We start from the raw sequence: 12,775 nt of genomic DNA, 5'->3' as shown, positions 1-12,775 counted from the left end.
CAGGCCTGACGCATAAAGGAGGCGCCACCGCTGCTGCGGTGGCGCCTCCTTCGGTTGGTTCCTAAAGCCGCGTGTCGAACGACCCGCAGAACACGTTCTCGTTGAACGTCCCCTGGAATTCGGACTTGCCCTGGATCTTCTCCACCGCAGCCCTGATGGCCTCCCGGCTCCCGGCATGGGCGTGGACAGCCGTCCTGACCATCGGCACGTCGATCAGGTGGTTCGGCTGGTTCAGGGACACGAACACTGTAGGCACCTCCGTGACGTACCACGGGATTTCCGCAGCCATCGGTGAGGACCACTTGATCCGGATGGCCGCCTCCTGCGCGAAGCCCTTCACGTTTGCGAAGACAAACGCGGCATCGTACTTCTCCGCGTAGTCACCGGTGGCTTCCTCTGCCAGGACCCGCATGAAGTTCATCCCGGCCTCCCCCGCCGCCTCACGCTGCTCTGCCGTACGGAACAGGCTCACCTCGAATCCGGCAGCCTCCAGTTCCTCCTTCACCACGTCCAGGTACGCCAGCGGGTCGGCCCGGGTGAAATCCGCCCCGCCAGAGATCCCGTACAACCGCACCCGCGGATGCGTCGCCGGGGTGATCGGCAGGTTCCCGGCGGTGTCCTTGACCAGCGTTACCGTCTTGTCGGCGATCTGCCCGGCAACGGCGCGGTGCTCCGCGGACCCGATGACGGCAAGCGCCCCTGCGGGCGGCACGAGTTCGTCCAAGGATTTCAGGTGCAGCCCCAGGGACGCCTTCAGCCCAAGGATCCGACGCAGCGCTTCATGGAGCCGCTGCTCGGTGATGACCCCGGACTTGTACCCGTCCAGCATGTACTGGAAGTCCTCGGCGGGATTCCGGAAGAACAGGAACATGTCGCAGCCGGCCGCGATCGTGGCAGGTACCAGGTCCTTGCGCCTCATCGCCTGCGTCAGGCCCACCATCTGCGACGCATCCGTCAGCACCAGCCCGTTGAATCCCAGTTCACCGCGAAGCAGGTCCTGCAGCAATTCAGGGGACAGCGTCGCCGGCAGGATTTCCGCATCCGAAAGACCCGGCCGAAAATGCCGGGACACCTCCGGCGCCCCGATATGCCCCACCATGATGGACTGCACGCCGTGCGCGATCATCTCCCGGTACACGTGCCCGTAGGTCCGGTCCCACTCCTCGTAGGAGAGGGTGTTGTAGGACGTGACCACATGCTGGTCGCGCTCATCCACGCCGTCACCCGGGAAATGCTTGATGGCGCAGGCGGTGGGAGACTCGCTGATCCCGTCGAAGTACTCTTTCGCCCGCTCCACCACCACCTCCGGCGTGTTGCCGAAGGAACGGGTGGAGATGACCGTGTTCCGCCAGTTGTAGTGGATGTCCACGATCGGCGCGAAGGCCCAGTTGCAGCCGAGCGCCGCCGTTTCCACGCCTGCCACCCGACCCATCTGCCGCGCAATTCCCTTGTCCGGGTGCGAACCTGCCTGCAGGTGCGTGCAGACGAACGTGCCGTCGTCGCAGCTTCCGGCCCCGCCCATCTCCGGGTTGGAAGCGATCAGCAACGGAATCCGGGACCTGGACTGCGCATACCGGATGTGCTCCTGGACCGCAGCTGAGGGCCCGGGACGGTACCGCATGCCGCCCACGTGGTAGTTCTCCAGCACAGCGTCGAGGTACCCCGGTGAGTAGTCGTTGTTGTGGTTGATGAACAGCTGCCCGATCTTTTCCTCGAGCGTCATGGCACCAATCGTGCCCTCTACCCAGGCGACCGCGTCGCCGTCGAGGTTGAACGGAGCGGCGGCAAGGTCGACGTCGAACTGCCGCGGCCGGGTGCCCGCGGCACCTGGCGAGGAAACGCCCGGGTTGGAACGTACGACGGCGGCGATGCCCTTGAGTGCTCCGGCCACGACGTCGGCGACGGGCGCGGCGATGTCCACCACCACCCCGCGTTCATCCTGTTGGAGCGGTTCGAGGGTGGCGAGCTGGGAGTCCAGCAGCGCGGGTGGCATGAAGTGCCCGGTGCGGCCTTCGGTGCGTGCCTTCAGGACCTCCTTGCTGCCGTGCAGGTGCAGGAAGATTGTGTCCGGTGCCTGCGCCCGGATGGCGTCGCGGTAGCTGCGCCGCAGGGCAGAGCAGGCCAGGACCAGTCCGCCGTCCCCGGCGGCTGCCAGTTCCCGGCCGACGGTTGCCAGCCAGGGCCAGCGGTCCTCGTCCGTCAGCGGTGTACCGGCGGCCATTTTGGCGACGTTTTCCACGGGGTGGAGGGAGTCGCCGTCCAGGAACGGGACGCCGAGGTCGCGGGCGACGAGGTCGCCGATGGTGGTCTTGCCGCAGCCGGAGACCCCCATGACGACGATGCGGATCTTGTTCACTGGGTGCTTCCTTACCAGTCGTGGACGGTGCCGTCGACCAGGCGGTTGTAGGGCAGGTAGGCCTGCTGGTACGGGTAGGCCGCGGCGGCTTCTTCGTTGAATTCGACGCCGAGGCCGGGCTTGTCGCCCGGGTGCAGGTACCCGTCGGTGAAGGTCATGGACTGCTCGAAGACCTCGTTGGTCTTGTCCGAGTGCTGCATGTATTCCTGGATCCCGTAGTTGTGGATCGCCAACCCCACGTGCAGCTGCGCGGCGAAACCGACCGGGGAAATGTCGGTGGGGCCGTGGAAACCGGACTTGATCTGGTACTGCGCGGCGAAGTCCATCACCTTCTTCAACGGGCTGATGCCGCCGAAGTGGGTCGACGCTGCCCGGACGTAGTCGATCAGCTGTTCCTTGATCAGGGTCTGGTAGTCGTACACGGTGTTGAAAATCTCCCCGATGGCCAGCGGGGTGGTGGTGTGCTGGCGAACCAGGCGCAGGCCCTCCTGGTTCTCCGCCGGGGTGCAGTCCTCGAGCCAGAACAGGTCATACGGCTCCAGGGCCTTGCCCAGCTTCGCCGCCTGGATCGGGGTCATCCGGTGGTGCCCGTCATGCAGCAGCGGGATCTCCGGGCCGAACTCGTTCCGGACCGCCTCGAACACCGTGGGCAGGTGGCGCAGGTACGCGCGGGTATCCCAGTCCTCCTCCACCGGGAACGCGCCCCGCCCGGCCGGCTCATAGTCATACCGCTCCCCCGACGCCTGCGCCTGCGCCGCCACCCCGTACACGGCCTTGATCCCGGGCACGGCGGTCTGGATCCGGATCGACTTGTACCCCAGCTCCAGATGCTCCCGCACCGAATCAAACAACGACTCAATATCCGCACCCGACGCATGCCCGTACGCCCGCAAACCATTCCGGGACGCGCCGCCCAGCAGCTGGTACACCGGCAACCCGGCAACCTTGCCCTTGATATCCCACAACGCCATATCCACCGCAGCGATCGCCGCCATCGTCACCGGCCCACGCCGCCAATACGCGGACCGGTACAGGAACTGCCACGTATCCTCAATGCGGTGCGGGTCCTTGCCGATCAGCAGCTGCGCCACATGCTCCTTCAGATACGCGGCAACAGCGAGCTCGCGACCGTTCAGCGTGGCATCACCGATACCGGTCACACCGTCCTCGGTGGTGATCCGCAACGTCACGAAATTCCGCGACGGGCTGGTGACAAACACATCGGCGGCAATGATCTTCATGGGAGAAACTGTTCCTTCCGGACGTAAAAGCAGGGTTCAAAAAACACGGTTCAGGGCTGAGTGGCGGCGGAAGCCACGGCCTTCGCCGTGAAGGATCCGCAGAGTCCCCGGACCAGGGAAACAACTTGGGGATCGTCGGCGAGGCCGGCGCTGACCAGGCGGAGCAGGGTTTCGACCCTGCCGTCGCCCGCCAGGGCATTGGCGTCACGGATCGCGGAGGCGAGCGGATCCTGGAAGTCGCTGATCGCGCCGGCATAGTCGATCCAGGCGGCGATCATCAGCGCGCTGCCGGCACCGCTGCGGCCGGCGGCCCGTTCCGCGGTGAGGGCGGGGACCGCGCGCATCCGCAGCTTGGTGGTTGCATCCGCCGCGATCTGGGCCAGGCGGTGCGCGATCCGGGCGTTGCCGAAGCGCTCGAGGAGCGCTTGCCGGTACTGCGGAATGTCCAGTTCCTCACCGGGCAGGTGGCGGGCGGCCTCGTCCCAGAAGTCCTCCACGGCTTTCCGGCAGGCCGGGTCGGCCAGGGCGTCGGCCACCGTGGCATGGCCGCGGAGCTGCCCGGCGTACGCCAGCATGGAGTGGGCGCCGTTCAGGAGCCACAGCTTGCGGTTTTCATAGGGTTCAATGTCGTCCACGATGACGGCGCCCGCATCTTCCCATCGCGGCCTGCCGGCGGGGAAACCACCGCTGAGCACCCAGTTCCGGAACGGTTCGGCCACCACCGGCGAGTTGTCGCGGTAGCCGCATTGTTCGGCGACTTCGGCGATGTCCGCGTCGGTGGTCCGCGGCGTGATCCGGTCCACCGAGGTGCTGACGAAGCTGACGTTCGCGTCGATCCACTCCGCCAGGCCGCGGCCCCAGACGGCGGTCAGGCCCAGGACGGCGCGGCGTGCCACGTCACCGTTGGCCGAGAGGTTGTCACAGCTGACGACGGCGATGGGTCCCGCGCCGCTGTCACGGCGGCGGGCAAGGGCGAGCACCAGGCGGCCGAGCGGTGTTGCGGGCGTGCCCGCTCCCCCGGACGCCGCTGCCGACAGCGCACGGAGGTCATCCGCCACGGCCGGCGCATCGGCGTCGAACGTTCCATCCGCCGCCAGCCCGTAGGCTGCCTCGGTGATGGTCAACATGACGATCGCGGTGTCCTTGGCGGCGACGAGCCCGCACAGCCGGGCGGTGTCCGCGCCGTCCACCGCCTCGACGATGCTGCCGATGACTTCAAAGCTGTCCCCGCCGGCCGACCGCTCCACCAGGGTGTAAAGGCAGTCCTGGGCGGAGAGCGCCTCGGCGGCATCCGGGCGGCGGCCCGTAAACGCCGCGATCCCCCACTCCGCCGCGTCACCGGCGTGCTGGGTGTACCAGGCCTGGTGCGAACGGTGGAACGCGCCCAGGCCAAGGTGCACGATCCGCACCGGCGGCTTGGGAAGGGGCTTGAGGCTGCGGTCCAGGGCAGGGATGTCAGTCACAGCTTGAACACCCGCCGCGGGGAGGCATCCACGATGTCCACAATCAGTTCGTGGGCCCGTTGCTCGGTGATCCGGTGCTCCGCCACCAGGCGGGCCAGGAACGAAGCCTCGATCCGTCGGGCCGTATCGTGGCGGGCGGGGATGGAGCAGAAGGCGCGCGTGTCATCAATGAAGCCCGAGGACCGCGAGAAGCCGGCCGTCTCCGTCACCGCCGACCGGAAGCGCAGCATCGCATCCGGGGCATCGAGGAACCACCACGGCGCGCCCAGGTACACCGATGGGTAGAAGCCCGCCAACGGGGCCAACTCCCGGGAGAAGACCGTCTCATCAAGGGTGAACAGCACCAGGTGGAAGTCCTTGGCCGTGCCGAAGTCCTGCAGCAGCGGGCGCACCGCCTCCGTGTAATTGACCGCCACCGGAATGTCATGGCCGGTGTCCGCGCCAAAGGCCTCGAACGTGGGCGCGTGATGGTTGCGGAACGAGCCCGGGTGGATGGTCATCACCAGGCCGTCCTCCACCGACATCCGGGCCATCTGGTAGATCATGTGCGCTTCGAAGGCGTCCCGGTCTGCAGGACTGGCCTGGCCGGCCCGGCCCCGCTCGAAAAGCCGCTCCGCCTCGCCGTCGTCCAATTTCAGCGTGGCAGGCGTGAAGACGCCGTGGTCGGCGGACACCGCGCCGCGCTCAACGAAGTGGCGCCGGCGCGCTTCGAGGGCCTTGATGTAGCCGGCGTAGCCGGAAGCGCCCTCCGCTGCGGCGTCGATGAGGCGGTCCACGTTGTCCCGCCACACCGGATGCGCCATGTTCAGGTACTGGTCCGGCCGGAAGGTGGGCAGCACCCTTGCGGCAAATGAGGGGTCGGCGTGCAGGGCCGCGTGGCTGTCCAGCGAGTCCAGTGGGTCATCGGTGGTGGCGAGCACCTCGATGTTGAATTCCTTGAACAGTTCCCGCGGCCGGAAGCCCGGCTCCGACAGTTTGGCCTGCAGCGCGTCATACAGCCGGTCCGCATTGTCCGCGGACGGTTCCTCCGGCAGCCCGAACACGTGGGCAAACTCCTGCCGGATCCAATACCCGGACGCGGTCCCCTCGAAGTCCGGCCACGCCTCGCAGAAGTGGCGCCAGACTTGCCGTGAATCGGCAGGCTGGCTGCCCAGGCCCAGCTGGTCCATGGGCACCCCGCCCGCGTGGATCAGGCGGGTGACGTAGTGGTCCGGCGTGACCAGCAGCGCCGCCGGGTCAGGGAAGGGGGTGTTCTGTTCGATGATTGCCGCGTCCACGTGTCCGTGCGGGGAAATGATCGGCAGTCCTTCCACCTTCTTGAAAAGGGACCGTGCGATGTCCCGGACGCCGGGATCGGCAGGCAGCAGCCGGTCCGGGTGGTCCGCTATGGGCTGGCCCATGCTCAACGCCTTCCTGCCGGGACGGAGAGCCCCGCCAAGGCTGCGGTGGAACGAAGGTAGTCCAGGTTGTCAGCCGTCCGCTCGGCCAACGGAAGGTCGGTGGAGAAGTCCTCCACGGTCACCCACCCGTCATAGCCAAAGGCCGCGAGTGCCTTGAAGTACTGCAGCACGCTGCCCTGGCCCGAGCGGAGTGGAGCCCACTCGTTCCGGAAGACGGCCGCGCCGGACTCATCGGTTTCGCCGCTGTTGACCCAGACCGCGTTCTTCACGTGGACATGGGCCAGGTAGTCGCCCAGGAGCTCGAACGCCGGCAGGTAGTCCTCCTGCCCTTCGATGAGCAGGTTGCCGAGGTCGTGGATGACGCCCACGTGCCGCGGATCCAGTCCGTCCAGCAGCCGCAGCGCTGACGACGCGGAAGCGGTGATGGTCCGGTGGTGCAGCTCAACGAGTGCCTTCACACCATGGTGTTCAGCCCGTTCGGCGATCCATTCAAAATCACGGCGGGCTCCGGCGAAGAGCTCCGGGTAGGGCGTACCACTGGCCGGTTCGTTTCCCCAGGCCGCAGTTCCCAATGGAAGCGTTGTTACCCGGACCTGGCCGGCGCCCAGCCTGGCTGTGGCGGCCAGCATCCGGTCCACGTCGGCGTGGTTGTCGCACCGTGCGTACCCGCCGATTCCGGAGAACTGCAGTCCCGCGCTGCCGGTGATGGCCACGATCCGGTCCAGGTGGTCCTCCATTCCCGTGAGCGGGACCGTGGCCCTGTTGCCGGCCCAGAAGCCTGGTTCCGCCGCATCTGCCTGGTCGGTGATGCGCCATTCGACGCCGTCCCAGCCCTGGTCCGCGAGGTGCTGGACAGCCTCTTCGGGCTCCCATTCCGGGGTTGATGCGGTAAATACTGAAAACTTCATGGCTCAGGCGCTTTCTGCCGCGGTGCCGGTGCGGACTTCGAGGTCGTTGTACTTGCCCGCCAGCACATCGTCGAAGAGGACGGGCTGGCCCAGGGTGGCCGATACGTACACGGCCCGCACCGCTGCGAGCGCGTTGACGGCGTCGCTGACCGTGACGCCGGGCTGCCTTCCGCCGGCAATGGCGGCCAGGATGTCCCGGTACTGCCGGACGTGTCCGGCGGGGTAGGTGGTGGGATCCGCGGCCTTGTAGTCCTCCTCCGGGTACTTGGCCAGTTCCTCCTCGGCCTGGTTGCCCCCGCCCTGGAGGCCCATGTCCGCGGATTCGCCGCCGGCGTCCTTGCTGTGGAAGTACTGCAGGCGGTCGTTATCCACTACGGCTGATCCTTCGGATCCCATCAGCTGCACGCGGACGGTCAAGCCGGGGTAGGCGGCAGTGGTGGCGTGCAGCACGGCCAGGCCCCCGTTTTCGAAGGTGATGGTCGCTACCGCAGTGTCCTCCACCTCGATCCGTTCGTGGGCCAGCCTGGCGGTGTGGGCGTGGATCTCCACGGGGCGTCCCATGAACCACAGCAGCAGGTCCACGGTGTGGACGCCCTGGTTCATGAGGGCGCCGCCGCCGTCCATGGACCAGGTGCCCCGCCAGTCACCGGAGTCGTAATAGCCCTGGCTGCGCCACCACGCGACGGACGCGATGGCAGAGGTCAGCCGGCCGAAGCGGCCCTTTGCCACGGCATCCGCAACGGCGACACTGGACTGGTCAAACCGGTGCTGGCTGATAACAGAGGCCACGACCCCGTTGCCCGCGGCTTCCTTCGCCGCGGCTTCGATTTCCTGGGCCCGCGTCAGGTCCACGTCCAGTGGTTTTTCAATGACCACGTGCTTGCCGGCGGCCAGGACTTCCAGGCCCTGCTGGATGTGCAGGCCGCTGGGCGTTGCCAGGGCAACAAGGTCAATGCCCTCCGCCGCGAAGGCATCCGCCAGAGTGGTGAACTGCTGCGGCCGCTGCCCGCCCTGCTGCTCGATAAAGTCGGCGAGCGCTTCGGATGCCGCCGGAATGGCGTCGACGAGGGCAACAATCCGGGCTTCCGGGAAGGACTGGAGGGCTACGGCGTGGGTGCGCCCAATGACGCCGCATCCGGTGATGGCTACGTTCAAGGTGCTCATGCGGTCTGGACTCCTGCTTCTGCGGTGACTTTTGCGAAGGCGCGTGCTGCGATGCCGAAGGCGGTGGGCCCGGAGAAGCCGCCCAGGCCGTGCGCACCTGCCAGGTGGGGTTCCAGGGAGGCGAAGCCTTCGTAGCCGTCGGCCTTGAGTGCTTCGACGGTGCGGAGCACATCGCCGTCCCCTTCCCCGGCAGGAACAACGTGGCCGTTGGCGAAGAGGGCGTCCTTGACCTGCAGATACTCCAGGTGCGGACGCAGCTTGGCGTAGCCCTCGTCGAAGGGTTTGACGCCCACCTGGACAAAGTTCGCGGCGTCCCAGGCGACCTTCAGGGCCGGCGAGTCCACGGTCTCGATGATGTCCAGGACCCGGTCCGGAACATCCCCGAAAATGTCTTTTTCGTTCTCGTGCAGGAGGATAACGCCGCCTTCTTCGGCAACGTCGGCGAGTGCCCGCATGCGTTCCATGACGGCGTCACGGATGCTGTCCACCTGCACCGATTCGCCGTAGTAGAAGGAGAAGATGCGGATGTACCTGGCGTCCAGGACCTTGGCAGCGTTGACAGCCCGGCGGAGCCGCTCCACCTCGTGCTCCACGGGCAGGCTGACATCCACCTTTCCGATGGGGGAAGCGATGGCTGAAACCTTCATGTCCTTTTCGGCGAGCAGTGCGGCCAGTGCCTGCAGCTGCTCATCGCTGAGGTCCACGATGTTGGTGCCCCACGCGCTGCGGACTTCGATGTGGTTGGCGCCCAGCGCCTGCAGAACTGCGATCTGGACCGCGGGGTCGTCGTCGATCTCGTCGCCAAAGCCTGACAGCTGCCAGGTGACCTGGTTGGTCGAAACCATGGTTATTTAACTCCTCCGGCGGTCAGCCCGCCTACTAGGTAACGCTGGAAAATCAGGTAGAGAATGACCACCGGTGCGGCGCACACCAAGGCCGCCGCCATCATCTGGCCGTAGTAGGGAATGGCGCCGCCTTCCTGGGAGGCACCAAAGATCTGGAGTGCGACGGCGGCGGTCTGGCTTTCGGGGCGCGTCATCACCGAGGCGAACAGGACGTCATTCCAGCCGAGCAGGAAGGCGAAGATGCCGGAGACGACGATGCCCGGCCAGCTCAGCGGGAGGATGATCCGGAAGAGGACCCCCAGGTTGGAGGCGCCGTCGATCCGGGCTGCCTCTTCCAGTTCCTTGGGAAGCCCGCGGAGGTAGGTGACCATCACCCAGGTGGAGAACGGCATGGCGAACGTCAGGTAGGTGACGAACAGTCCCCACTGGGTACCAATCACCTGGATCCCGAGGTAGGTGGAAGCCGAGGAAAACAGGACGAAGACCGGCAGCACCATGAGGGTTCCGGGCACCGACTGGAGGGCCAGCAGGCCCCGCAGGATGGTCAGCCGGCCCCGGAAGGTGTAGCGGACCAGGACGAAGGCGGTGGATACGGACAAGGCAGCGGACACCACGGCGGTTGCGCCGGCCACCAGGACGCTGTTGGCGAGGCCGGTGGCCAGGCCCACGCTGGTCCAGATTTTGGAGTAGTTCTCAAACGTGACCGAGGACGGCCAGAACTCGCCGTTGGCCACCCCGATGTCAGAGTTCACGGAGGCCAGGAAGATGTACAGCACCGGAATCAGGACCAGGGCACCCAGGAAGACCAGGACGAAGATCAGCAAAGGGGTGGGAAGAAGGCGCAGGACCTCGTGCTGCCGGTGTGAGCCGGGACGGTCGACGTGGTCGGTGGCCGGCCTCTGCCGTGTGGCTGTGGTGGCGCTCATTTCTTGCCTCCTGGTGTTTCGGCGTCGTCAAGCTTGACGGCACGCAGGTAGACGAACAGCGGGATGGCGATGAGCACCAGGGAGATGAAGGCCATCGCGGCGCTCAGGCCAAACCGGAAGCTCTGGAAGCTCGTGACGTACGTCAGGATGGGGAGGACTTCGACGTCGGCGGGGGCCGGGACGCCGAAGAGCACGAACGGGAGGGTGAAGTTGTTGATGTGGTGCAGCATCCCGATCAGGAAGGCCAGCGACAGCGGGCCCTTCAGGTATGGGAAAACCACGTACCGCAACTTGTTCCACCACAGTGCACCGTCCAGGGCCGAGGCCTCATGCACCTCATGGTCCACGGACTGCAGGCCGGACAGCGCCAGCAGGTAGATGAACGGCCAGGACGCCCAGATCTGGACCAGGACCAGCGTCCAGAAGGTCTGCGGCCCGTTGAGCCACAGCCCCACATGGATCCCCACTGCGCCCAACGCTTCGTCCACGATGCCGCCGGGCTGGAGCATGGTCCGCCAGACGGTGGCCACCACGAAGGATGGGAGGACGTACGGGATCAGGAAGATCGAGCGGATCACTGCCCGCCCCTTGAAGGCGTTCTGGGTGGCCACCGCGGCGGCGATGCCCAGCGGCAGCGTGACCACCATGGCCAGGAGTGAGTAGCTGACGCTGAGCCAGACGGCGTGCAGCAGCGGCGAAGCAGTGACAGCTTCAACGAAGTTTTCGGCTCCGATGAGCGGCGCACTGATCCACTTCCGCAGGGTGTACTGGTCCAGGTTGAGGACCGACATGTAGATGCCCAGCAGGAGCGGGAGCACGATGATGATGATCATCAGGGCCCCGCCGGGGATCAGCATCCAGAGCGGCCGGTTGCGTTCGCTCAGGCCTTTGCGGCGCGGGCCGCCCTTGTGGCCGGACTGCCGCCCGGCGTCGTCCGTGGTCCGGGGTGCCCGGCCTGCGGCGGTATCCGCCGCAAGCCGGACTTCATGTGAGGCGTCGGTTGACATCAGAACCTATCCTTTGGAGGCCCGGTCCAGGGAAGCCTGGCCCTTGTTCTGGGCGTCCTTGATCCTTTGGTCCAGGGCAGAGTCGTCCACCTTGCCTGCGGCAAGATCGGGGACGGACTGGACAGTGACGTTGAGGAGTCCCAGCTGGATGTCGCCCCAGGCACCGGTGAACGGCGTGGCCTTGGACTTGGCGGCGGCGTCGGCCAGCGGCTTGAGCTTGGGGTCTGTCAGGCTGGCCAGGGCCTCGGCGTTGGCAGGCAGGTCGCCGAAGGTCTTCTGGTAGTTCAGCTGCTCGTCCTTGGAGGTGATCAGCTTGATGTAGGCGAAGGCCAAATCCTTCTGCTTCGAGTAGTCAGCCACCACCAGGTTGTCGCCCGAGAGGATGCTGGCCGCGTCGCCGTCGGACTTGGACTGCGTTTCACCGGGCGCAACGGTGGGCATCAGCGTGTACTCGTACTTCCCGGCAACCGCCGACTTGTCGAGCGTGGGGATGGAGCTGGAGGTTGTCATCATCAGGTAGCCGGCCTTGCCGCTGGCAAAGGCAGCCACGGCGTTGCTGTTGCTCCAGCCGACCGATGCAGGGTCGACAACCTTGTCCTGGGTGAGCCAACCGAAGTAGGTCTCGTAGGCCTTCTTGACGGTGGGGTCGTCCATCTTCAGCTTGTTGCCGTCAACCAGCGGGTTGCCGGCCTGGACGGACATGGCCCAGATGAACTTCCAGGGATCGTAGTTGTCCTTGTAGCCAGTGGCGATGCCGTAGGTGTCCCCCTTGGTCATCTTCTTGGCCTGGGCTGCGAGCTCGTCCCACGTGGTGGCGGGCTTGTCGATGCCGGCTGCGGCCAGCAGGTCTTTGTTGTAGGCCATCACGAACGGACGGCTCACAAAGGGGATGCCGGCCTGATGGTCCTTGTCCGGCCCGGAAATCCCGAGGGCGGCCTGGTTGAAGCGGTCCTTGCCACCCACTGCTTTCCAGTCGTCATCGGAAAGGGTCACGAACGCCTTGGTGGCGTAGGCCGTGGGGGTGAACGTTGTGCCAAGGCCATAAATGTCAGGTCCCTGGCCTGATACCACCGAGGTCTGGATGCGGGTGAGCTCGTCGTTGGCCGAGGCGAAGGTTTCGAATTTCACGTCCGCCCCGGTCTCGGCCTTAAACTTGGCGGCGATATCGCTCTGCCACTGCTTCTGCTGTTCGGGGTACTGGCTCAGGACGCCGACCAGGACGTTCAGGGTCTTGCCCGTACCATCCACTTTCCCGTTCGCGTTGGTTGATCCTCCGCTGCTGCCGGAGCCTCCGGATCCACAACCGGTCAGGGCGAGTGCTGCAGCCGTGACAATTGCCGCGAGCCCAGTAGTCGATTTAAACCTCATTGTTTTTCTCCTCTAGGACACCCGCATGGCCACATCCGTCCTGTGGCGGAGATCACTGCAGGCGACTCGAGAGTCAGTCTAGGAAGATGGCAACGCG

Annotated in this window: 10 protein-coding genes; all 10 read right to left on the bottom strand. The window is 66.1% G+C overall.

What is annotated here, in order from left to right; genetic code table 11:
- Positions 1 to 61 precede the first annotated feature (61 nt).
- Genes LDO22_RS17325 through LDO22_RS17280 form a run of 10 tightly spaced genes read right to left on the bottom strand, consistent with a single transcriptional unit; the run spans position 62 to position 12,678 of the window.
- Positions 62 to 2,356: a gluconokinase, GntK/IdnK-type gene (locus tag LDO22_RS17325; protein ID WP_224024875.1), complete on the bottom strand. Its 2,295-nt coding sequence runs from the start codon at positions 2,354 to 2,356 to the stop codon at positions 62 to 64.
- Positions 2,357 to 2,367: 11 nt separating this feature from the next.
- Positions 2,368 to 3,597 carry a D-mannonate dehydratase ManD gene (manD, locus tag LDO22_RS17320; protein WP_224024873.1) on the bottom strand — a complete coding sequence of 410 codons (1,230 nt, stop codon included), beginning with the start codon at positions 3,595 to 3,597 and terminating at the stop codon, positions 2,368 to 2,370.
- A 50-nt stretch (positions 3,598 to 3,647) separates the two neighbouring features.
- Positions 3,648 to 5,060: a mannitol dehydrogenase family protein gene (locus LDO22_RS17315; RefSeq protein ID WP_224024871.1), complete on the bottom strand. Its 1,413-nt coding sequence runs from the start codon at positions 5,058 to 5,060 to the stop codon at positions 3,648 to 3,650.
- The gene (uxaC, locus tag LDO22_RS17310; RefSeq protein ID WP_224024869.1) at positions 5,057 to 6,460 is read right to left on the bottom strand and encodes a glucuronate isomerase; all 1,404 of its coding nucleotides are present in this window, start codon (positions 6,458 to 6,460) and stop codon (positions 5,057 to 5,059) included. Before uxaC ends, LDO22_RS17315 begins: the two co-directional genes overlap by 4 nt.
- A gap of 2 nt (positions 6,461 to 6,462) precedes the next feature.
- On the bottom strand, positions 6,463 to 7,368 hold the full coding sequence (locus LDO22_RS17305) for a sugar phosphate isomerase/epimerase family protein (RefSeq protein ID WP_224024867.1): 906 nt from the start codon (positions 7,366 to 7,368) through the stop codon (positions 6,463 to 6,465).
- Between the two features lie 3 nt (positions 7,369 to 7,371).
- Positions 7,372 to 8,532, bottom strand: coding sequence for a Gfo/Idh/MocA family oxidoreductase (locus LDO22_RS17300; protein WP_224024866.1), 1,161 nt, complete (start codon positions 8,530 to 8,532; stop codon positions 7,372 to 7,374).
- Positions 8,529 to 9,377 (bottom strand): sugar phosphate isomerase/epimerase family protein, encoded by an 849-nt coding sequence (locus LDO22_RS17295; protein WP_224024864.1) that lies wholly within the window; start codon positions 9,375 to 9,377, stop codon positions 8,529 to 8,531. Before LDO22_RS17295 ends, LDO22_RS17300 begins: the two co-directional genes overlap by 4 nt.
- A gap of 2 nt (positions 9,378 to 9,379) precedes the next feature.
- On the bottom strand, positions 9,380 to 10,303 hold the full coding sequence (locus tag LDO22_RS17290) for a carbohydrate ABC transporter permease (RefSeq protein WP_159633014.1): 924 nt from the start codon (positions 10,301 to 10,303) through the stop codon (positions 9,380 to 9,382).
- Positions 10,300 to 11,310 carry a sugar ABC transporter permease gene (locus LDO22_RS17285; RefSeq protein ID WP_224024862.1) on the bottom strand — a complete coding sequence of 337 codons (1,011 nt, stop codon included), beginning with the start codon at positions 11,308 to 11,310 and terminating at the stop codon, positions 10,300 to 10,302. Before LDO22_RS17285 ends, LDO22_RS17290 begins: the two co-directional genes overlap by 4 nt.
- Before the next feature lie 6 nt (positions 11,311 to 11,316).
- Entirely contained in the window at positions 11,317 to 12,678 is a 1,362-nt protein-coding gene (locus LDO22_RS17280) for an extracellular solute-binding protein (RefSeq protein WP_224024859.1), read from the bottom strand.
- Positions 12,679 to 12,775 lie beyond the last annotated feature (97 nt).

Origin of the sequence: Arthrobacter sp. NicSoilC5 (assembly GCF_019977395.1) — a bacterium.
GTDB lineage: Bacteria > Actinomycetota > Actinomycetes > Actinomycetales > Micrococcaceae > Arthrobacter.
The sequence above is the reverse complement of the archived record's forward strand: the minus strand, read 5'-3'. Positions and strand labels throughout refer to the sequence as shown.